The organism is Pseudomonas sp. 22490 (assembly GCF_052044465.1).
GTDB classification, from domain to species: Bacteria; Pseudomonadota; Gammaproteobacteria; order Pseudomonadales; family Pseudomonadaceae; genus Pseudomonas; species Pseudomonas aeruginosa.
Map to the genome: position 1 here is coordinate 107,237 of NZ_JBQENS010000015.1, position 22,358 is coordinate 129,594.

Sequence of the window (22,358 nt, forward strand, 5' to 3'; positions counted from 1 at the left end):
TGGAGGAGTGATTCGGATGGTTCCGAAGGCATCTGCGGGTTTCGAACCCGTCGCAATCATCGGCAGCGCTTGCCGTTTTCCCGGCGGAGCGTCGTCGCCGGAGGCATTCTGGAACCTCCTTCGTCGTGGGACCGATTTCGTCGGGCCGGTCCCCGCGGGCCGCTGGGATGGCGAGGCGATTCACGACGCTGGTGCGAGCCGTCCCGGTACCACCTATTGCCGGGAGGGGGCCTTCCTTGATGAGGTGGACCGCTTCGACGCGCGTTTCTTCGGGATATCCGCTTCCGAGGCTCGCGAAATGGACCCCCAGCAGCGGCTGCTGCTGGAGGTCGTCTGGGAATGCATGGAACGGGCGGGGCTCTGCTCTGAACGCCTGAAAGGTTCCCGCACTGCGGTCTACGTCGGCATGCTGGGCATGGATTACCTTACCCTGCATGCGCGCGAGGCCGGTATCCCGGCGATCAATCCATTCTATGCGGCTGGCAAGGAGTTCAGCTTCGCCGCCGGGCGCATCGCCTATCACCTTGGCGTGCACGGTCCGGCGATGGCGGTGAGCACCGCCTGCTCCTCTTCGCTGGTGGCGATTCACCTGGGTTGTCGCGCCTTGCAGAATCGCGAGGCGGACCTGGCGATAGCCGCTGGCGTCAATCTGATGCTGTCGCCCGAGCTGACTATCTACATGAGCCAGATCAAGGCGATTTCGCCGAGCGGACGCTGCCGGGTCTTCGACGCCGCCGCCGATGGCATCGTCCGCGGCGAAGGGGGTGGCGCGTTGCTGCTCAAGCGTCTGGAGGACGCTCGAGCCGACGGCGACCCGATCCTGGCGGTGATTCGTGGCTCGGCGATCAACCAGGACGGCGAGAGCGCCGGCCAGACCGTGCCCAACGCCAATGCCCAGGCCGCTGTGGTACGCGCGGCACTCGACGCTGCGGGGCTGGAGATCGACGACATCGCCTATGTCGAGGCCCACGGGACCGGAACGCCCCTGGGCGATCCGATCGAGCTGTCGTCGCTGGCCGAAGTCTTCCGCCAGCGGAAGAAACCTCTGCTGGTGGGATCGGTCAAGGCCAACATGGGGCACCTCGATGCCGCCGCCGGCATGGCTAGCGTGATCAAGACGATGCAGTTGCTGCGCCATGGCGAAGTACCGCCGCAGTTGCACCTGGTCAAGCCGAATGCGCTGGTCGACTGGCAGCGCTCCAGCCTGCGGGTGGCAACTTCCCTTGAGACACTGCCGGAAGGACCGCGCCTGGCAGGCGTCAGTGCATTCGGCCTCAGCGGCACGAATGTCCACCTCATCCTCGAAGGGGCGGATAGCGCTGAAGCGCCGCCGGATGCTGTCGACATTCAGCGGACCTGGGTGCTGCCGGTGTCGGCGAAGACGGAAGCGGCCGTACGCGAGCTGGCGCGGCGCTATGCCCAGGCGCTGCCGGAGGAAGACGCGGCCCTGCGCACCTTCGTCGCCCGGGTGGCCAGCTACCGCGACCACCATGTCCGGCGCGCGGCGCTGGTCGGTGGCGACGCCGCGAGCCTCCGGCAACAGCTTGCGTATCTTGGCGGTGGAACGCTTGCTGTCAGCGAGATACGCGACGGCAAGCCGGCCGACGGGCCGGTTTTCGTCTATACCGGCCAGGGCGCGCAGTGGCTCGGCATGGCCACCGGCCTGCTGCAACGCGAGCCGGCCTTCCTCGAGACGATCCGCCTGTGCGATCGGCACATGCGCGAGTGGTCCGGTTGGTCGATCGAAACCGAGTTGCTCAGGCCGGCGGGGGAGTCCCGTCTGCACCTGACCGAAATCGCCCAGCCGGCGATTTTCGCCATCCAGGTCGCCCTCACCGAATGCCTGCGCCGCTGGGGTGTCACGCCAGGCGCGGTGGTTGGGCATTCGATGGGCGAGGTGGCGGCGGCCTGGTGCGCCGGCGCCCTGGACCTGCGCTCGGCGGTACAGGTCATCTATCACCGCGCCAACGCCATGAAGGGTACCCTCGGCGGCGGCCGCATGATGGTGGTCGGGGCTTCCGCCGAAGAGCTGCAACCCATGCTTGGCCCGTCGCTGGAAATCTCGGTGGTCAACAGCCACGTCTCCTGCGTGGTATCCGGTGAGGCGGGCGCCGTGGCCGCCCTGGAACAGCGCCTGGGAGAAGCCGGCAGGTTCACCTTCCTGATGCCGGCACCCTATGCGTTCCATTCGTGGCAGATGGAGCCGTGCCTTGCCGACATCCAGGCCAGTCTCGCCGACATCGAGCCGGATGCCGCGAAAATTCCATGGATTTCCAGCAGCGCCGCTAACCTGCAGGGCGAATGCGCCGACGCCGCCTACTGGGTGCGCAATGCCCGCGGAGTGGTGCGCTTCGATCGTGCTATCGAGCGACTGCTCGAGGACGGCGCACGCCTGTTCGTCGAATTGGGGCCGCACGCGGTTCTGGCGCAGTCGATCCAGCAACTGGCGGTGCGCGCCGGGAAAGCGGCGCGGGTGTTCAGCGCCCTGCAGCGCGAGGGCGATGGATCCACGGAGCTGGCGGCTATCCTCGCCGGCCTTTACGAAAACGGTGTGGCGCCGGACTGGAAGGCATACCAGGGGGACGCTGGCTTCGTCGAACTGCCTACCTACCCCTGGCAACGCGAGGCCTACTGGTTCCAGGCGACGCAGGGCGTGCCGGCGCGCGCGCAAGCCTTGCATGCCAGGGTGCAGGTGTTCGACGCTGAGGGACGACTCTGTGCCACGGCCGAGGATGTCGCCCTGTGCACGGTCGACGAGCCTGCGGCAGCGCTTGCCAATGTTCTGGCGAAGAAGGCTGGGGCGCGCCCGGCGGTCACCCTGGCGCAGGCGCGGGAAGTGGTCAGCGCGGCGTTGTCGGAGATACTCGGGGTGCCATGCGACGAGCTGGATGCCGAAAGGGGTTTTTTCGAACTCGGCCTGACCTCGATCTCGCTGATCGAGTTCAAGCGCAAGCTGGAGGCACGGGTGGGATTGGAACTGCCTGCCACGGTCGGCTTCGACTATCCGAATCTGGAGGCGCTGGCGCGGCGCCTCGAGCAGTTGGGTGCGGCGAAGGAAATCCAGCCGACGACCTGTGCGCCGGCCGCGCGCGGGGCGGATACCGGACACGAGGTGGCAGTGCTGGGGATGGCTTGCCGGCTGCCGCGTGCGGACAGTCCCGAGGCGCTCTGGGAAGTATTGCTCGAGCAGGCGACATGCGTCGTGCCGGTGCCGTCGTCGCGCCTGACCGAGCCGGTCAACACCCGGCGCCATGCCAGCCTGGTCGAGCGCGTGGAAGGGTTCGACGAGGACTTTTTCCGGATCTCGCCACGGGAAGCGGGCAGCATGGATCCGCAGCAACGCCTGTTCCTGATGGTTGCCTGGGAGGCCCTGGAGCGGGCAGGTATTCCGCCGCATGACTTGCGCGAACGCCAGGTCGGTGTTTTCGTCGGCGCCAATGCCCACGACTACGAGGCACGTTTGCTGGCCTGCGCCGCCGGCATCGACGCGAACTACGGTACCGGCAGCGCGTTCTCGGCGATTTCCGGCCGACTGTCGCATTTCCTTGGCCTGCGCGGTCCCTCCCTGACCGTGGACACGGCGTGCTCGTCATCGCTGACGGCTGTGCACCTGGCCTGCAACAGCCTGCTAGCCGGGGAGTGCGAGATTGCTATCGTCGGCGGGGTGAACGTCATCGCATCCTCGGCAATCTTCCAATCCATGGGCGATGCCGGTGCGCTATCGGCGGACGGCACCTGCAAGACCTTCGACGATCGTGCCGATGGCTACGGCCGCGGCGAGGGTTGCGGCGTGGTGATCCTCAAGCGGGCGGAACGGGCGCGGGCGGACGGCGACCGGGTCATCGCCGTTCTGCTGGGCTCGGCGGTCAACCATGACGGCGCCTGCGCGGGGCTCACGGTACCCAACGGACCGGCCCAGGAGGCGTTGATTCGCGAAGCGCTGGCCAACGCCAGCCTGTCGGCCGCGGCGGTGGGCTATGTCGAGGCCCATGGGACCGGCACAGTGCTCGGCGATCCGATCGAGTTGCAGGCCCTGGCCAACGCCTATCGAGGTACTGAGCGCGTGCCCTTGGCGGTGGCATCGGTGAAAGGTAACGTCGGACATCTGGAGGCCGCCGCCGGTATCGCTTCGTTGATCAAGGCCTGCCTGGTGGTCGAGCGTGGGGTGATTCCCGGACAGGCTGGCTTCCAGCGTCCTAACAGCCGCTTCGACTGGCAGGCAACGAGTCTCCAGGTGCCGCAGGCCAATCAGCCCTGGGAGGTGCCAGCGGCAGAACGGATCGCGGGCATCAGCGCTTTCGGTTTCACCGGTACCAATGTCCATGTGCTGTTGCGCGGTGAGGTGCGGGACCCCAGCGAAAGGAGCGACGGCGACGGTTCGCGACCCTGGCCGTTGTGCCTCTCGGCGCATACCGACGAGGCGTTGCGGGACATGGCCGCCAGCTACGAGCGCTTCCTGGCCGCTGGCGAAGCGTCCGCAGCGGCGGTCTGCCGTAGTGCCGCGCTCGGCCGCAGTCCGCTCAAGGCACGCCTGCTGGTGTTCGGACGCGGTTCAGCCGAGCTCGCGGTGGCGCTCGCGGACTGGCGCCGGGGGATCGATGCAAGCATGCCTGCTGAGCTGGACGAAGGGACTCGCAGCGCGTGCACGGCCTTCCTGAATGGACAGCCGGCGGACTGGCTCGCGGTGTTCGGCGATGTCCGGGCATGGGTCGACCTGCCGACCTATCCCTGGCAACTGCGTGATTACTGGCTCGAGTATGGCGTCCGGGAGCCGGCGCTGGAGGATGATCATCCGTGCCTGCTGTTGCACAGCCGTGGGATGGGTGGCGAGTGGCAATGGCTGGGTCGCCTGCCCGAGGAAAAGAGCGGCGACGAGACTCACTGGCATCCGTCCGGTGCGCTTCTGCTGGATGCCTTGCTGCAGGCGCTGGCAGTGGCCGAGCCGGAGCGCGCCTTCGCCCTGGTCGAGCTGCGCCTGTCGGTGCCACGATTTTCGCGTTGCGGGCCGCTCGCTTCGCGGCTGACCTTGAGCCTCTCGGACAAGGCCTCGATCACCCTGGCGTTGCGTGGCGAGCATGACCATGAATGGCGTGACGTGCTCAGCGCCGTGCCGTTGGAGTGCGCCTCCCCGGATGTCGATCAGCTCGAACTGTCCCCGGCGGACCTCGGCCAGGCCGAAGCCGGCCTGGTTGCGGCCGCGCTCGAGGGGCAGCGCGACGGCCGGTACGGCAACTATCGCTTTCCTCTGCGCAGCGATGCGGCTCGTCGACGGCTGCTGCTGGCGGAAACCCTCGCGCTCTTCGAAGGCGCCCATGCCGCTCCCGTGGTCGGATTCGCCCGGGTGCAGGTCCTGGACGACCTGCCCGAGCACATTGCGGTGCGGGTTTCCGGCGCCGAACTGGGGCGCCTGCAATCGCTGTACGCGGTCGACGAGGATGGCTGCGTGGTGGCCCTGTTCGAAGGGCCGCTGTTGCTGGCGGACGAACCAGAGCAACTGGCCTTGGCGGATGAACCGGCAGCCTCCTTCCTGGTCGCTCGCTGGGAGGACTTTCCGGATGAGCCGGTGGTACGGAAAAGCGGCGAGTGGCGGCTTCTGCTTCCTGGTGGAGCCGGCATGTCGCGCCTGGTTTCGGCATTCTCGGCGCGCGGGCTGGGCGTCCGCGAGATGCCCTGGGAGGACGTCCCGGACCGCTCGGAGTGGCTGGCCGAGGCTGCGCTCGATACGACCTGTGAGGGCCTGCTCGTGCCCTGCTGCGGTGACTGCGACGAGCAGCGTTTCGCTGACTTTCTGCTCGCCCTGGGGCGGGCGGTGGCGACGTGCCCGACGGGTAAGCCGATCTGGTTCCTGCATCCGCCAGCCGAGCGTGCCGATGCCGCCGCAGCCAGGAGGCTCGGGATACTGTATGGGGCGACGCGGGCGTTGGCGCTGGAACAACCCGCCTGGTGGGGTGGGGTGGTCGAGCTCGACCCGGCCGACGGTCGCGGCCTGCATCGCTTCGCTCGCCTGCTTGTCGGCGTGCCCCGGCACGATCACCTGAAGATCCGCGGAACGCGGGTCTTCGCCCGGTATCTGGAGGTCCGACCGGCCGCGTCGCGCCGAATCGGTAGCGCCTCGGCGGGGGGCGGCACGGTTTTGTTGCATGTCCGCGCCGGTACCGACCTGACGCCCTACCTGCTGCTCTCGCCGGTACGCCGGGCGCGGCGCCTGGTGGTGCTGTGCGAACAGCCACCGAGACTGCCCGTGGAGTGGGCCGGCGCGCCACTGCCGGAGACATTGATTGTCGATTGCGCGGACCGTCGCGCCCTGGCCGAGGTCCTTGGGCGCCTGCAGGCGGAGCAGTCGATCACTGGTTTCATCCAGGCACGGCCGGAATGGACCGCTGGTCGGTTGGAAGAGCCGACATCCGCCACCCGGGTTGCCGCCGCTCGGCGCGAAATGCACGCGCTGGAGAACTTCCATGGGTTGCTGGCGGGACAGCCGCTGGCGTTCTTCCTGATTCTGGGCAGCCTGTCCTCGCTGCTGGGGGGGGCGGGTTTCGCCCACCAGGCGATGGTCGATGGCTTCGCCCTGTGGCTTCACGGCGAACGCCGCCGCGCGGGACTTCCCTGCCAGTTGCTGCTGGGCCTGCAGACCGAGGCCGAGCTGGATGGTCTGCACGAGGTTCGTCAACGCCTGCTGGGCAGCGGCCTGCAGCCGCTGAAGGAGGAGCGGCTCGTTCGGGCGCTCGAGACTCTGCTGGAGGAGCCCGACGGCTGTGTCGGATTGGCCGATGGTGTCGATTGGGCGCAGTTGAAGCCGCTCTACCAGAACGAGCTGCCGTGGCCGCTGCTGGACCGGCTCGGACAGCCGTCCGCGACGGTTCCGGAACGGGCTGCGGGGTTCGCGCGGATGCCCGAGCACCTGAGGCGCAGGGCCCTGGCGGCATTGGTAGCGGAACAGGTCGCCGCAGTCTTCGGCTATCCGGATGCGGATGCCATAGAGCGCAGCAAGGGCTTCACCGAGATGGGCATGTCCTCGGTGATGTCGCTGGATTTCCGTTCGCGCCTCGGCCGCGCGCTGGGTCTCCAGCTGCCCGCCACCTTCGCCTTCGAATACTGCTCGATAGATGCCGTCACCGACTATCTCGCCCTGCACCTGCAGGCCGGGCCCGCACCCGTGTCCACCGAGCCCCCGGCGCGCCCCGCGCAGGAGCCCGGTGAGCGGCGCGAGATATCCGCGCTGTCGCGCAGCGAACTGATCGACGCGCTGGAAGAGGAACTGAGAGATATCGAGAACTACTAGTTCACCGCACCGCAGGACGACTGAGACCCGATCGAGGCCTTTCATGGAAAACGAAACGTCAGATGTGAGCAAGCAGCAGTTGGAGGCCAGTCTCGCCCAGGCCATCGGCACTATCCGCAGCCTGAAGGAGAAGCTGGCGGGAAGGACGCACAGCGGGGCCGGACCGATCGCGGTGGTCGGCCTGGGTTGCCGCCTGCCGGGTGGCGCGGATAGCCCCAGGCGGCTGTGGAGCCTGTTGAAGAACGCTACCGACGCGACCGGCGACATGCCCGCCGAGCGACGCTACGCCACCGATTACTACGATCCCGACCCGGATGTCCCGGGAAAGGCCTACGTGATGCGCGGCGGCTTCGTCGAAGGCGTGGAGCGCTTCGACGCGGCCTTCTTCGGTATCTCGCCGAGCGAGGCCGAGGGCATGGACCCGCAACAGCGAATCGCGCTCGAAGTTGCCTGGGAAGCGCTGGAGCATGCGGCTATCGACCCGTTTTCCCTCGATGGCAGCAAGCTGGGCGTGTTCATGGGGGCCAGTACCAACGACTATGTACGGCTGCGCCAGCAACTCGGCGAGGTGGCTGACGTCAATGCGCACCAGTTCTACGGCGAGACCAGCTTTATCGCCGGACGTATCGCCTACACCCTGGGCGGGCAAGGCCCGGCGATGATGATCGACACCTCCTGCTCGTCTTCGCTGGTGGCGCTGCACCAGGCCTGCCAGAGCCTGCGCAGCGGTGAAAGCGACCTGGCGCTGGCCGGCGGGGTGAACCTGATCCTTTCGCCCTATGGTTTCGTCCTGGTCAGCAAGTTGCGGGCGGTCGCCAGCGATGGGCGTTGCAAGACCTTCGACGCCGCCGCCGACGGCTATGGCCGGGGAGAGGGCTGCGTGGTGCTGGTTCTCAAGCGCCTGGCCGACGCCGAGCGTGACCGGGATCCGGTGCTCGGGGTGATCCAGGGTAGCGCGCTCAACAACGACGGCTCCAGCAGCGGAATCACGGTTCCGAACATCCACGCCCAGCAAGCGGTGATCGCCGCTGCCTTGCGCAATGCCGGAGCCCAGGCGAGCCAGGTCGACTACATCGAGGCACATGGTACCGGCACTCCGCTGGGCGACCCGATCGAACTGCGCGCGCTGGATGCCGTGCTCGGCGCGCAGCGCCCGGCTGACAGGCCGCTGCTGGTGGGATCGATAAAGGCCAACATCGGCCACCTCGAGCCAGTGGCCGGCGCTGCGGGACTGGCGAAGATCCTGCTCGCGTTGCAACACGACGAGTTGCCCGGACAGGTCAACTTCCACACTCCCAACCCACGCGTCGAATGGCGACGCATGGCGTTGCGGGTGGTGCGCGAGGCGACTCCCTGGCCGCGTCACGAGGGCCAGCGGCTGGCCGGCGTGAGTTCGTTCGGCGTGACCGGAACCAACGCCCATGTGCTGGTCGGCGACGCTACACCGCGGGCGCGCGGAGCGGGCCGGGGCAATCCCTGGCAGCTGTTCACCGCGTCCGGCCGTGGCGAGACACCGAGGCGGCAGATGTGCGGACGTTACGAGCGCTATGTCGCCGAACATCCGCAGGTGCCGCTGGAAGACCTCTGCTATACGGTGAACGCCGGTCGCGCGCACTTCGAGCATCGTTTCGCTTGCGTCGCCGACGACCGTGAGCGCCTACGCGAGCAATTGGCGGCCTACGCTTCTCGGAAGCTGGTCGGCGATACCTTCGAGGGTGTCTGTCGGCCTGGTGTGCCGCCGGCATCCGCCTGGCTGTTTCCCGGCCAGGGCTGCCAGTATCCGGGAATGGCCAGGACGCTGTACGACAGCGAGCTGCCGTTCCGTGAGGCATTGGACGAGTGTCTCGTGGCGTTGCGCGGGATGGGTGTCGAGCTGTCCTGCGCCTTGTTCGAGTCGACGCCGGAGGCAGAGGCGTTGCTGGCGCAGACACGCTATGCGCAGCCGGCGATTTTCGCCGTGGAATACGCGCTGGCCCGCTTGTGGATGGCCTGGGGCGTGCTCCCCGGCGCGCTGTTCGGTCACAGTTTCGGTGAAATTGGCGCCGCCTGTATCGCCGGGGCCCTCACGCTGGAGGACGCCCTGAGGATGGTCGAGGCGCGCGGACGCCTGGCCCAGGAACTGATGACCGCCGGAGGGGTGATGCATGCCGTGAACCTCGGTGAAGCGGAATTGCTCGGGCTGCTGCGCGAGCAAGGATTGGCGGGTATCGAGCTGGCGGCGGTGAACAGTCCCGAGGACCTGGTTGTCGCCGGTCCTGAAGCGGACGTCGAAGTGCTGCTGGAAAAACTCGCGGCGATGCAGGTGAGGACCCGCAAGCTCGCGGTTTCCCACGCCTTCCACAGTGCCGCGGCCGAGCCCATGCTCGAGCGTTTCCGCGAGGTAGTCCGCGAGATCCGTTTCAGCGAGCCGCGGATACCGCTGGTGTCCGGCGTCAGCGGACGCCTGCATACGCTGGAAAGCCTGTCGTCCGCCGACTACTGGTGTGCCCATAGCCGTGACAGCGTACGTTTCAGCGACGGCGTACGTACCTTGCTGGAGCAGGGTACCGAGCTGTTCCTGGAAGTCGCGCCGGAAGCGGTGCTGACACCGCTGGTGCTTCGTCACCAGGTGGACCGGTCATTGCTCGTCGTGCCCAGCATGCGCCGTGGCGGTGATGCAGTGCGGGAAATACGCCTGGCGGCTGCGCAGTTGTACACCGGTGGCGTCGACCTGGATTGGCAGCGCCTGCATGCGCACGACGGCGCCTTGCGCCAGGCGTTGCCTGGCTATGCTTTCCAGCGCGAGCGCTACTGGTTTACCCCGGCCCGTGCCCAGGCTGGCGGGCGCAGCCAGATTGGCGGCGTGGGACGCTTGCTCGGGCAACCGATCAATGCGCCATTCCCGGTCTTCGAGGCGACCCTCGACGCCGATGCCATGCTGGCGCTGGGCGCCACGGCTAGCGAGGAGCTGGTGCGGCTGGAGCCAGGCAGGCTGCTTTCGCTCCTGCTCGAGGATGTCCTTGACCACCTCGGTCTGGATGACTTCGAGCTGAGCCTGGAGCGACTCGGTGAGGGCCTGGCGATCCATCCTGGCGATCGGCTCTATCTCTATACCGAGCTGGAAGCCTTGCCGGAAAAATGCTGGTCCGTCACCTGCTCGCTGCGTAGCGAGGCCGAATGCCAGGCGGGCCTGGGTTGGCGCGAGGCGGTCTTGGCGATGGTCCATGCGCTGCCGGCATCGAGCGCTCTGTCGCCGCTGGACGGGGAGGGGCGGTCGGTGGAACTCGGCGGCGCTGCTAGCGGGTGCCTGTTCGCCCGCCTGCTCGACGGCAAGCCGGCTTCCGCCCTCGAGTCGATCCGCAGGATGCGCGGACGCCGTGCGCTGTTGAACCAGACCTGGCGATCGCTCCTCATGCCGGCCGAGGATGGCGTGGGCTTCGACTGCAACCTTTACGACGCCGGTCAGGAGCTCCTCGGTACGCTCGAGGGGATGTCGCTCGGGATGGCGCTGGAAGATGCCAGGTTGGTGGAACGCATCGCGCAACCCGATGTGCTGTATCGGCTCGACTGGCCATCGCGGCCACGCCAGCCAGGCAACCCGTGTCTCGGCGAACGAGGTTTCGCGGTGCTGTCGTCGGATATCGAGGCCGCTCGCCAGTTGGCGGCGCTCATGCAGGCACGCGGGCTGCGCGCGCAACCCTTCCAGCCTGGCCAACTGCAGGAGGCGCTGGATAGCGTCGCCCCCTGCGATATCGTTTTTCTCGACGAACGCGCAAGGGGGGCCGGGCCAACCCTGGATAGCCTGGACACGCTGCGGTCACGGGTACTGCATCCGTTGCTGGCGCTGATCCAGGCGATTCTGCCACTTGGCGACGAGGCCGTTGGCCGGCTCTGGCTGGTCACCTTTGGCGCCCAGGCCGCCGGGCTCGCCAGCGGCGTGCCGGTGAACGTGGCGGGAGCCCCGCTATGGGGGCTTGGCAAGAGCATGGCGCTCGAGCATCCGGAGCACTGGGGAGGGTTGGTCGACCTGGCGCCGGACGACCCCGACTGGTGCGCCAACCTGCTGGACGAACTGCTGCTGAACGATGGTGAGAATCAGGTCTGCCTGCGTCGCGATGGCCGCCGGGTGCATCGCCTGGAGCGCGACACCGGCACTGGTTGGCCGAACTCCGTCTTCGCCCCGAGCAAGGATGGCTGCTATCTGATCAGCGGGGGAATGGGTGGGATAGGCCTGGGCATGGCCGATTGGCTACTGGCGCACGGCGCTGGTCAGGTGGTCATCACCGGACGCAGTCCGGCGCGGGCCCAGGGCGAGAAACTGGCGCGCTTCGGTGCGGCGGTCTCCCGGGTTCGCTACGTACAGGCGGACATCGCCTCGAAGGCGGAGATGAGCGCATTGTTCGAGGAGCTGTCGGCGATGCCGGGTGGGCTCCGCGGAATTTTCCATGCCGCTGGCATTTCGATTCCACAGGATCTTCGAGACGCCGACCGCGACAGCTTCGACCGGGTGCTGAGGCCGAAGGTGGACGGCGCCTGGCTGCTCCATGAATTGTCCCTGGGGCTGGAACTGGAGTTCTTCGCCATGTGCTCGACCATCGCTTGCGTCTGGGGCTCCCAGCACATCGCCAGCTACGCCGCAGCCAATCAGTTCCTCGATGGCCTCGCGGCCTATCGCCATGCCCTGGGGCTGCCCGCGCTGGTGGTCGACTGGGGGCTGTGGGCTGGCGGTAGTCATCTGTTCGACGAGGAAGTGCTCGGTTTCCTCAAGAGCGTTGGCCTGAAACCGCTGGCGCCGGCCCAGGGCATCGGCTTGCTGGCCCGCTTGCTGGGCAGCGACGTTGGCCACCAGGTGATCGCCGGGGTCGACTGGGCGCGCTTCAAGGCCTTGCTCGAGTCGCGCGGGGCGCAGCCCCTGCTGGAGCACATCGAGGTCGAGGACACACCGACCAGGCCCGGCGATGTCGCGGCGGACCAGGGCTTGCTGCGGAAGCTTTCCGCGGTGGAGGGGCGCGAGCGCTTCCAGTTGGTCGATGACTATGTCTGGGGGCAGTACGCCAACCTGCTGGGTGTGAAGGTCGAGCAGGTCCGGGCCAAGCTCGAGGACGGAGGCAGTCTCATGGACTACGGACTCGATTCTCTGTTGGTGATGGAGATGGTGGCGCGTTGCCGGCGCGACCTGAAGGTGCAGATAAAGGCCCGGGAATTCCTCGAGTGCCCCGGCCTGATGTGGCCGGATTTCCTCGCCAGGTCCATCGAACAACAAGGAGTGCTCGACGCCGTATAGACAGCGGGGCGGCGCGCGTCGCCCTTTCCATCCTTCATGCAACGGTGAGGTCACCATGGTTGGTATGTCCAGCATGCCTGGAACGAGGCATTTCGATATCGCGCTGTTCGGCTCCACGGCGAGCGTGTACATGCTCGCCGCGTGCTTGGCGCGTAATGGCATTGGCGTGGCCCTGTTCCAGGACCGTTCGACAGAGCCCGATACCACGGGGGAGGCGACGATTCCCTATACCTCGATGATCTTCGAACTGGTCGCTGACCGTTACCAGGTCGCGGAGATCAAGGATATCGCCCGGACCCGCGATATCCATAGGCAGGTAATGCCGTCTTCCGGGGTCAAGAAGAACCTCGGTTTCATCTATCACGAGCCCGGTCGCGCCGTGGACATGGGCAAGGCCCTGCAGTTCAACGTGCCCTCGGAGCATGGCGAGAACCATCTCTACCGACCGGATGTCGATGCTCATCTGCTGAACGCCGCGGTGCGCTACGGTGCGACAGTCTTCTCGGTCGGCACGGATGCGCGGATCGAATTGCATGACGACAAGGGAGTGCGGGTCCTCACCCGGCAAGGCCAGTGGGTCGCTGCCGACTTCCTGGTCGATGGCAGCTATCGCGGGGCCGCGCTGGCGAAAGCGTTGCCGCGGATGCCGGACGAGGCGCCGCTGAGGACAGCCTCGACCTGCCTGGCGGCGCACATGCTGGATGTCGAGCCGTTCGACGCCTGCGTGTCGTCCGACTTTCCGGGCCAATGGCATGCCGGGACGCTGCACCATGTGTTCGCCGAGGGCTGGATCGGCGTGATCCCCTTCAACAACCACCAACACTCGCGGAATCCGCGGGTCTCGGTGCTGCTGTCGATCAATCGGAGAATGCTCGATCCGGCCGATGGGGATCGCCTGCTGGCCGAACTGATCGACCGCTATCCTTCGCTGCGCCAGCACTTGGCGAGTGCTCGGCGGGTAGGGGAGTGGCAGGTCCGGGCACCAGCCCAGCACTTCCACCATGAGCCCCTGGGCCGACGCCACCTGCTGTTCGACGAGGGGGCGGCGTCCAATGACCTGCTGTTTTCCCGAAAGCTGTCCAACGCCGGCGAGTTGGTCCTGGCGCTGGCGCACCGTTTGATCGATGCGGCACGCCAGGGCGATTACCAGAGCACCGCCTTGCAGGCGTTCGTCGGCATCCAGAACAGCATCGTCCACCTGAACGACCGGATCACCCGGGGAGCCTATATTGCTTTCCGCGATCCGGATCTCTGGAACGCCTACGCTCGTGTCTGGCTGCTGCAATCGATCGCTGCCACCATCACCGCCCGCAAGATCAACGATGCCTTCGCCCGGACCCGGGACCCGCACGTCTTCGACGAGATCGACCGGGTCACCGACGACGGTTTCTGGATGCCGCTCTACCAGGGCTACAAGGACATCCTGAACTTCGCACTGGAACGTTGCCATGAAGTCGAGATCGGGAACCTGTCGTCGTCCGACGCCGCGCGGCAGATCTTCGCGCAGCTTGCCGCTGCCGATTTTGTTCCGCCTATTTTTGATTTTGCTGATCCTGACGCTCGTGTCTATCAGCTGACTACCTGGCGAAAGCTCAAGGCGTTGTGGTGGGGGCTGGTGAAAGTGCCCTCGGAAGTGGGGCGCCTGATCTTCTACCGCTCCTTCAGAAACCCATCCATGCGCAAGGAGAGTTGACATGGACTTCAACCTTGACGATTCCCAGAAAAAGCTGGCACGACAAATCGCCGAGACCTGCCGCGAACGCCTGCCGGAGCGCCCGACCGCGCATTTCTCGCCCGAGCAATGGGCTGTCTGCGGGGAGGCCGGCCTGCTCGGCCTCTCCATTCCCCGCGACTATGGCGGGCAGGGGCTTGGCGCGCTGTCGACGGCGGTCGCGATGCACGCCTTCGGACACTCCTGTGCGGACATGGGCCTGGTGTTTGCAGCGGCAGCCCACCAGTTCGCCTGCGCGATGCCCATCGTCGAATTCGCCAGCGAATCGCTGCGGCGCGACCTGCTGCCGAAGATGGCCAGTGGCGAACTGATCGGCTCCAACGCCATCACCGAGCCAGGCGCGGGTTCCGACTCGACCGCACTGAAGACCCGCGCACTGCCGCAGGACGACGGTGGTTATATCCTTGACGGTTTCAAGAGCTTCGCCGGCAACGCACCGGTAGCTGATGTATTCGTCGCCTACGCCACCACCCAGCCGGAATACGGTGCGCTGGGCATCACCGGGTTCGTGGTGGAGAGCGAGCGCCCGGGCGTTATGGTCAGCGAGCCGTTGCGCAAGGTCTGCCTGCGCAGCTGTCCTGCCGGCGAAGTGACTTTCGCCGGCTGCCGGGTCCCTGTTGCCAACCGCCTGGGTGAAGAAGGGCAGGGCCGCTTCGTGTTCCAGAGTTCGATGGGCTGGGAGCGCGCCTGCCTGTTCGCGGCATTCCTGGGCATGATGGAGCGCCAACTCGAAGAGACGCTTGCCTACGCCCGTTCGCGTCGCCAGTTCGGCAAGGCGATCGGCGCCTACCAGGCGGTATCGCACCGTATCGCCGAAATGAAGTTTCGCCTGGAATCCTCCCGCCTGCTGCTGTACCGGGCCTGCTGGGGCATGGACCAGGGCGATCCCCAGCAACTCCACATCGCCTTGTCGAAACTGGCCATCAGCGAGGGCGCGCTGGCCTCGAGCCTGGACGCTGTGCGCATCTTCGGCGGTCGTGGTTGCCTGGAGGGGTTCGGCATCGAGGAAATGTTCCGCGACTCGGTCGGCACGGTGATCTTTTCCGGAACCTCGGACATGCAGCGCGAGATCGTTGCCCGGGAGCTCGGCCTATGAAGCTCCTGCATGAGTGCCTCGTGCGCAGTGCGCGCGAGTATCCGGGCAATATCGCCGTCGTTGACCAGGCCGGCTCCTGTAGCTATGCCGAACTGGACGCGCGGGCCGAGGCCTATGCCGGCTTGCTGGTTGCGCTGGGGGTGGGGCGCGGAGAGCGGATCCTGCTCTGGGCGGAAAAGTCGGTGGAGTTGCCGGCGCTGATGCAGGGGGCCTTGCGCAAGGGCGTTGTCTATGTCCCGGTGGATCCGCTGGGACCGGTGTCACGGCTGGAAAAGATTCTCGCCGACAGCGGGGCGAGCCTGGTTTTTTCCACCGCGAGTCGTCTGGCGGATCTGGACGCTCTGGAACGGCGCCCGCGTATCGTGGTCCTGGACGATCCCGCATGCCCCCTGCACTGGTCTCATGTGGAGCTACCCGCCAGCGCATCCGCCCCGGAGGAAATAGGCGAACACGATCTGGCCTACATCCTCTACACCTCGGGCTCTACCGGCACGCCGAAAGGCGTTGCGCTGAGCCACCGCAATGCCCTGGCCTTCGTGGAGTGGGCCAATGAGCGTTTTGCCTTCGAGGCACGCGATCGGTTTTCCAACCATGCTCCGTTCCATTTCGACCTGTCGGTGCTCGATCTCTATTGCGCCTTCAGCCGTGGCGCGGCGGTTTGCCTGGTTCCGGAAGGCATCGCCTTTTCCCCGGCGCTGTTGACGGCGTTCCTCCAGGAACAGCGGATCAGCGTCTGGTATTCGGTACCTTCGGTCCTGCTCATGATGATGCGCGACGGCAACCTGCTGCAGTCTTGCCCGGACTCCCTCAGAGTCGTGCTGTTCGCCGGTGAGCCTTTTCCGATCAAACACCTGCGTGTGCTCCGGGAAGCGTTCCCAGGGCTGCGCATGGCCAACCTGTTCGGTCCCACCGAGACCAATGTCTGCACCTGTTACGAGGTTGTCGCGGTCGATCCTGCTCGTCTCCAGCCGGTGCCCATCGGGACGGCTGCTTCCGGCGACGAAGTCTGGGCGGAAAAGGACGATGGCCGGCGCTGCGAGGTCGGGGAGGAGGGCGAGCTGATCGTTCGCGGCCCCACCGTGATGCTCGGCTATTTCGGCCAGCCGGCGGTTACCGGGAGCTATCGCACCGGCGACCTCGTCAGGCAACTGGACGATGGCAACTACGAGTATCTCGGTCGTCGTGACGACATGCTCAAGGTTCGTGGCTATCGCATCGAACGGGGCGAGGTGGAGGCCGCTCTGCTGGCCCATCCGCGGGTACGCGAGGCTGCGGTGATCGTCGCCGGTGGCGGCATGGACGCCGCGCTCTGGGCGTTCCTGGTGCCAAGCGATGGCGAGGCAGTCTCGCTCATCGAACTCAAGCGTCACTGCGCTGAGCGACTGCCGCGCTACATGATCGTCGACCGGGCGAAGACGCTAGCGGAACTGCCGCGCAACGCTAACGGCAAGGTCGATCGCTTCAAGTTGAAAGCCCTGGTGGAGGACTGACAGATGAGGCTCTCTGCGATGTCGGAAATGGCCCTCTGGTTTCCCTATGCCAACCGGCCACGGGGAAAGATGCGACTATTCACCTTTCCCTATGCCGGCAGCGGTGCGTCGGTATTCCATAACTGGTTCCTGCCGCTGTACGACAGCGTCGATCTTTACGCACTGCAGTTGCCCGGCCGGGAAAGCCGTGCGGCCGAGGCTCCCTACCGCGACATGGAGGAGGCCGGCGGGGCGATCGCCGATTGCCTGGCGAACCTGTTCGACGACGATGTCCCGTATGTTTTCTTCGGCCATAGCATGGGCGCGCTGCTGGCTTACCGGGTCGCCTGCGTCCTGCGCGCGCGTGGGCGGACGGAGCCCTGTCGGCTAGTGCTTTCCGGCATGGCTCCGCCGCACCTAGGGCAGGCGGTGCAGCCCTTGCATCGCCTGCCGGCCAACCAGGCGATCACGCTGCTCGGGAGAATGGGCGGGGTGCCTGACATCGTACTTGGCGAGCCCGACCTCATGGAGATGTTCCTGCCGATCATCCAGGCGGATATCGAGCTGGTCTACTCCCATGGCTGCCGGGAGCCGCAGCCGCTGGACTGCGCGCTGACCTGCCTGGCGGGAGATCGAGATCGAATCGCCCCCGCCGATCGGATGGCGGAATGGCGGCGCTACAGCAGCGGGCCGTTCGAGCATGCCTGCCTACCGGGCGGGCATTTTTTCCTCAACGAAAGCGGGGTCCAGGCCATGGCCCGGATTCGCTCGGCACTGGCTGCGAGCAGCGCGGTCTCGTGCGCGTTCGTCACACTCTGAGCCGCGTCAGGAGGGGTCGTGGTGCCGGCGTATGGCTTCCAGTCCGCTGCGGGCGAAGAGGTTCAGGTGGTTCTTCAGGGCGTCGGCGTCGTGCAGCAGGATCGCTTGCATCGGGCTCGACTGGTCGCGATCGATGACCATCAGCATCAGGCAGGGCGCGATGATGCTTATGACGCAGCGCGACAGGGCGGGGTCGTGGCGGGGCAGGCCGGTGATCTCGCCGATGATCCGCTCCAAGGCTTCGAACTTGGGCATCACCTCCTCGCGGATCAGGCTGGCGAAGTGCGCCGTCGGCGCGAGGATTTCGCGAGCGCAGACCTTGCTCTGCCAACTGCGGTCGTCGAGCAGGCGGGAAACGATGGCATTGATGAAACGCTCCAGCTTGGTTTCCGGCGGAAGAGCGCTATCCGCCAGTTCGCGGAGGTCGTGCAGGCTGACGAACTGCTTGTGTCCTTCGACCAGCACCGCCTTGTACAAGGCGTCGCGGCTACCGAAGTGGTAGTTGATCGCGGCAAGGTCGGCCCCAGCTTCCTCGCAGATGGCCTTGCTGGCGGTATTGGCATAACCGTGCTGGGCGAACAGCCGGCCGGCGACTTCGAGAATCCGTGCGCGGGTACTTTCGCCGTCGCTTCGTGGGGTGCGGCGTCGTGTGCTCATGGGAGTCCTGCTGTCAGGGGGTTGATAAGGGCGATTGTCTGTTATTTACTAGATCAAATTCAATTGGAATTTGATTTCGACATCTCCTGCGCTGACCAAGGGACCCAGACATGAAGAAGCAGCTGATTGCCGGAGCCGCCGTACTGCTTGCCATAGGAGCGGGGGCGAGCTGGTATTTCCTTGGCGCGGACGACAGCGAGGATGCCCTGAAACTGTACGGCAACGTCGACATCCGTCAGGTTTCCCTGGCGTTCGAGAACAGCGAACGGATCGTTGCGCTGCATGCGGAGGAAGGCGACAAGGTGCGCGCCGGGCAGGTTCTGGCCGAGCTCGATACGCGCACCCTTCGCCTGCGTATCGAGACCGCCAGGGCGAGGATCGGTGTGCAGGAGCAAGTGTTGCTGCGCCTGCGCAACGGCACCCGGCCGCAGGAGGTCGACCAGTCCAGGGCGCGCCTGCAGGCGGCACAGGCGGAAGCCGAACTGGCCCGCCTGGAGTTGGTGCGCCTGCAGCGGATCGCCGGTGGCACCGACGGCAAGGGCGTCAGTCGGCAGAGCCTGGATGCGGCCGCCGCGCGACTGAAGGTCGCCAGGGCCGAAGTGGAGAACCAGCGCAAGGCCTGGCAGCTCGCCGACATCGGCCCGCGGGACGAGGACATCGCCCAGGCGCAGGCCGAACTGGAGGTCGCCCGGGCCGACCTGAGGCTTCTCGAGCATTATCTTTCGCAGGCGCAATTGAAGGCACCTCGCGACGCGACCGTCCGGACGCGCTTGCTGGAACCGGGCGACATGGCTTCGCCGAGCAGGCCGGTGTTCGCTCTGGCGCTGACCGATCCGAAATGGGTGCGCGCCTATGTCAACGAGCGGCAACTGGGACGCGTGCATCCCGGACAGAAGGCGCGGGTGGTCACCGACAGCGTGCCGGAGCGGCCCGTCGATGGGCGGGTCGGCTATATCTCCTCGGTTGCTGAGTTCACCCCGAAGACGGTGGAGACCGAGGACCTGAGGACCAGCCTGGTCTATGAGATCCGGGTGTTGCTGGACGATCCCGAGGATCGCCTGCGGCTGGGGATGCCCGCCACCGTCTACCTCGACGAACCCGGCGCCGGGGGTGGGCAGTGATGGAGACGGTGGTCCCGGTAGAGGCGTGTGGACTGGTCAAGCGCTTCGCCACCCGCGGCGGCACCCCGCTAGTCGCGCTCGACGAGGTCAGCCTGCGGATTCCGGCGGGGCGGCTCAGCGCCCTGGTCGGGCCGGACGGTGCCGGCAAGACCACCCTGCTGCGACTGATCGCCGGGCTGATGAAGGCCGATGGAGGGCAACTGAGGGTACTCGGGCTGGACGTTGGCGCCGAACCCCAAGCCGTGCAGGACCGGATCAGCTACATGCCGCAGAAGTTCGGACTCTACGAGGACCTGACGATCCAGGAAAATCTTGATCTTTACGCCGACCTGCACGGTGTGGAACCTGGCCAGCGCAAGGAGCGTTTTGCGCGTCTGCTGGAGATGACCGATCTTTCACGCTTCACCGGGCGCCTGGCCGGCCAGTTGTCCGGTGGCATGAAGCAGAAGCTCGGCCTGGCCTGCACCCTGGTGCGTTCGCCGGACCTGCTGCTGCTGGACGAACCCACGGTCGGCGTGGATCCGCTGTCACGCCGTGAGCTCTGGCAGATCATCGAGCAACTGATCGAGCAGGAGCGGCTGAGCGTGCTGATCAGTACCGCCTACATGGACGAGGCGCAGCGTTGCGCCCAGGTCTTCGTGTTGTACCAGGGCAACCTGATCGCCGAGGGAACCCCGGAAGACCTGAGCGAGCGTGCCAAGGACCTGTGCTATGGCATCGAGCCGGCAGCCGGGGTGCCGGCCAGGACCTTGCAGGCCAGGCTGATCGATGACCGGGAGCATATCGTCGATGCCGTTCCTCATGGTGGCCAGGTGCGTTTCATCCGCTCCGGCCATGCGTCGCTCGAGGAGATTCCCTCGCTACACGGAGAGCAGGCTGCGCAGCCGCTGGCGGCTCGTCTCGAGGATGGCTTCATGGTGCTGTTGCGCGAGCACGCCAGCGACCAGGGCCAGCCCTCTCCCCAGGCGCCTGCGGACGAGCCGGGCGGCGAGGAGGAACTGGAGAGCGAGCGTCGCCCGATCATCGAGGTCCGCGACTTGGTGCGCAAGTTCGGTGATTTCACGGCGGTCGCCAGTACCTCGTTCAAAGTGTTCAAGGGCGAGATTTTTGGTCTGCTCGGCCCCAACGGAGCCGGCAAGACCACCACCTTTCGCATGCTCTGCGGCTTGCTGCCAGCCTCCAGCGGCCACCTGGAAGTGGCCGGGGTTAACCTGAGGAGCGCCCGGGCCGCCGCTCGGCGGCGCATCGGCTACGTTTCGCAGAAGTTCTCTCTCTACGGCAACCTGTCTGTCCAGGAGAACCTGGAGTTCTTCGGCGGGGCCTACGGCCTGTTCGGGGGGCGACTCAAGGCACGGCTCGATACCGTCCTGCGCCAGTTCGAGTTGCAGGGGCAGCGCAATGATCGCAGCGGGGACCTGCCGGGCGGCTACAAGCAGCGCCTGGCCATGGCGGTGGCCTTGCTCCACGAGCCGGACATCCTCTTCCTCGACGAGCCTACCAGCGGCATCGACCCGCTGGCGCGCCGCGCCTTCTGGCGGCAGATCACCGAACTGGCCGCGGCGGGGACCACCGTCGTCATCACCACGCACTTCATGGAGGAAGCGGAGTACTGCGACCGGATCGTCATCCAGGATGCCGGGCGCCTGCTGGCGCTGGGAACGCCGGAAGAGGTCCGGCGACAGGGAGGCGAGCAGGCTTCCGACATGGACAGTGCCTTCATCGCCGTGGTCGAGCGCTCGCGCGCCCGACTGGGCATGGCGGCGGGCTAGGAGGAACGACGCATGCACCATCCGGATAGCGGTTTCAGGCGGCGCCTCGTCGCCCTGACGCGCAAGGAACTCCGCCAGTTGCTGCGCGACAGGAGCAACCTGGCGATCGGCGTGATCCTGCCCATCGTGCTGATCCTGATCTTCGGCTACGGGCTTTCTCTGGATATCCGCAACACGCCCCTGGCGATCGTTCTCGAGGACAGCTCGCCGGCTGCGAGGGACGTGGCTGCGAAGCTGGCGGGCTCGAGCTACTTCTCGACCGTCCAGGTGGCAAGTATCCGCGAGGCGGAAGACCTGATGCGGCAGCGTACGGTAGACGGCATCCTGCGCATCCCGGTGGATTTCTCGCGACGCCTGGAGCAGGGGGACGGGCGCATCCAGCTACTCCTGCATGGTGCCGACGCGAACAGCGCGGCCACCCTCGGGCGCTACGTGAACGGGGCGCTGCGGGTCTGGCACGAGCAACGCGTGGACCGTCTGGGCGGCGAGCGGGTGCAGGGGGGCGTGCGGATCGTCGAGCGGATGTGGTTCAACGCCGCCAACAGCAGTACCTGGTACCTGGTACCGGGGCTGATCGCCCTTATCATCACCCTCGTCGGCGCCTTCCTGACCTCGCTCGTGGTGGCGCGCGAATGGGAGAGGGGGACGCTGGAGTCCCTTTTCGTCACCCCGGTGCGCTCCGCGGAGATCCTGCTGGCCAAGATCATCCCCTACTTCCTGGTCGGTCTCCTGGGATTATCGATGTGCCTGGTGTCGGCCCGCCTGCTGTTCCGCGTACCGATACAGGGATCGCTGGTGCTGCTGCTGTTCAGTTCCATGCTGTATCTGTTCGTCACCCTCGGCATCGGCCTGCTGATCTCCGCCAGGACACGCAACCAGTTCCTTGCCAGCCAGGTAGCGATCCTCTCCAGCTTCCTTCCTGCACTAATGCTGTCGGGCTTCCTGTTCGACCTGCGCAACGTGCCGACCTTCATCCGCCTGGTCGGCTCGATCCTGCCAGCGACCTATTTTATGGAACTGGTCAAGACCCTGTTCCTGGCCGGCGACAACTGGCACCTGGCGCTGAAGAACCTGCTCATCCTCGCCGGCTACGCGGTATTCCTGCTGAACGCTGCGCGGCTATGCACACGCAAGAAGCTGGACTGACGCC

The 22,358-nt window shown here is 66.4% G+C and carries 10 protein-coding genes; 9 read left to right on the top strand and 1 reads right to left on the bottom strand.

What is annotated here, in order from left to right:
* Window positions 1-16: 16 nt before the first annotated feature.
* From ACTJJX_RS18175 to ACTJJX_RS18200, 6 genes are all read left to right on the top strand, one after another.
* A complete protein-coding gene (locus ACTJJX_RS18175; RefSeq protein ID WP_023082398.1) occupies window positions 17-7,282 on the top strand; it encodes a type I polyketide synthase in 7,266 nt (2,421 codons plus the stop codon).
* A 43-nt stretch (window positions 7,283-7,325) separates the two neighbouring features.
* A complete protein-coding gene (locus tag ACTJJX_RS18180) occupies window positions 7,326-12,545 on the top strand; it encodes a type I polyketide synthase (protein WP_019416299.1) in 5,220 nt (1,739 codons plus the stop codon).
* A 55-nt stretch (window positions 12,546-12,600) separates the two neighbouring features.
* The gene (locus ACTJJX_RS18185) at window positions 12,601-14,238 is read left to right on the top strand and encodes an NAD(P)/FAD-dependent oxidoreductase (protein ID WP_003122614.1); all 1,638 of its coding nucleotides are present in this window, start codon (window positions 12,601-12,603) and stop codon (window positions 14,236-14,238) included.
* Window position 14,239: 1 nt separating this feature from the next.
* Window positions 14,240-15,373 (top strand): acyl-CoA dehydrogenase family protein, encoded by a 1,134-nt coding sequence (locus tag ACTJJX_RS18190; protein ID WP_003097582.1) that lies wholly within the window; start codon window positions 14,240-14,242, stop codon window positions 15,371-15,373.
* Window positions 15,370-16,863, top strand: a complete 1,494-nt coding sequence (locus ACTJJX_RS18195; RefSeq protein WP_016852789.1) for an amino acid adenylation domain-containing protein — start codon at window positions 15,370-15,372, stop codon at window positions 16,861-16,863. The genes ACTJJX_RS18190 and ACTJJX_RS18195 overlap by 4 nt, the downstream gene beginning before the upstream one ends.
* Window positions 16,864-16,932: 69 nt before the next feature.
* The gene (locus tag ACTJJX_RS18200; protein ID WP_223681684.1) at window positions 16,933-17,661 is read left to right on the top strand and encodes a thioesterase II family protein; all 729 of its coding nucleotides are present in this window, start codon (window positions 16,933-16,935) and stop codon (window positions 17,659-17,661) included.
* A 6-nt stretch (window positions 17,662-17,667) separates the two neighbouring features.
* On the opposite strand, the gene ACTJJX_RS18205 is transcribed toward ACTJJX_RS18200, so the two are convergent.
* Window positions 17,668-18,318: a TetR/AcrR family transcriptional regulator gene (locus ACTJJX_RS18205; RefSeq protein WP_003097575.1), complete on the bottom strand. Its 651-nt coding sequence runs from the start codon at window positions 18,316-18,318 to the stop codon at window positions 17,668-17,670.
* Between the two features lie 110 nt (window positions 18,319-18,428).
* Between ACTJJX_RS18205 and ACTJJX_RS18210 the strand changes: the two genes are divergently transcribed.
* The 3 genes from ACTJJX_RS18210 to ACTJJX_RS18220 are packed head-to-tail and all read left to right on the top strand — an operon-like array spanning window position 18,429 to window position 22,354.
* Window positions 18,429-19,439 (top strand): HlyD family efflux transporter periplasmic adaptor subunit, encoded by a 1,011-nt coding sequence (locus ACTJJX_RS18210; protein WP_003097573.1) that lies wholly within the window; start codon window positions 18,429-18,431, stop codon window positions 19,437-19,439.
* Complete coding sequence (locus tag ACTJJX_RS18215; protein ID WP_003097571.1) at window positions 19,439-21,208, top strand: ATP-binding cassette domain-containing protein; 1,770 nt, start codon at window positions 19,439-19,441, stop codon at window positions 21,206-21,208. The genes ACTJJX_RS18210 and ACTJJX_RS18215 overlap by 1 nt, the downstream gene beginning before the upstream one ends.
* A 12-nt stretch (window positions 21,209-21,220) precedes the next feature.
* Window positions 21,221-22,354, top strand: coding sequence for an ABC transporter permease (locus ACTJJX_RS18220; protein WP_003097570.1), 1,134 nt, complete (start codon window positions 21,221-21,223; stop codon window positions 22,352-22,354).
* The last annotated feature ends 4 nt before the right edge of the window (window positions 22,355-22,358 follow it).

Coding starts and splice junctions, on each gene's coding strand:
- ACTJJX_RS18200 (WP_223681684.1), top strand. CDS start 16,933: ATGCGACTATTCACCTTTCCCTATGCCGGCAGCGGTGCGTCGGTATTC.
- ACTJJX_RS18210 (WP_003097573.1), top strand. CDS start 18,429: ATGAAGAAGCAGCTGATTGCCGGAGCCGCCGTACTGCTTGCCATAGGA.
- ACTJJX_RS18180 (WP_019416299.1), top strand. CDS start 7,326: ATGGAAAACGAAACGTCAGATGTGAGCAAGCAGCAGTTGGAGGCCAGT.
- ACTJJX_RS18205 (WP_003097575.1), bottom strand. CDS start 18,318: ATGAGCACACGACGCCGCACCCCACGAAGCGACGGCGAAAGTACCCGC.
- ACTJJX_RS18175 (WP_023082398.1), top strand. CDS start 17: ATGGTTCCGAAGGCATCTGCGGGTTTCGAACCCGTCGCAATCATCGGC.
- ACTJJX_RS18220 (WP_003097570.1), top strand. CDS start 21,221: ATGCACCATCCGGATAGCGGTTTCAGGCGGCGCCTCGTCGCCCTGACG.
- ACTJJX_RS18185 (WP_003122614.1), top strand. CDS start 12,601: ATGGTTGGTATGTCCAGCATGCCTGGAACGAGGCATTTCGATATCGCG.
- ACTJJX_RS18195 (WP_016852789.1), top strand. CDS start 15,370: ATGAAGCTCCTGCATGAGTGCCTCGTGCGCAGTGCGCGCGAGTATCCG.
- ACTJJX_RS18190 (WP_003097582.1), top strand. CDS start 14,240: ATGGACTTCAACCTTGACGATTCCCAGAAAAAGCTGGCACGACAAATC.
- ACTJJX_RS18215 (WP_003097571.1), top strand. CDS start 19,439: ATGGAGACGGTGGTCCCGGTAGAGGCGTGTGGACTGGTCAAGCGCTTC.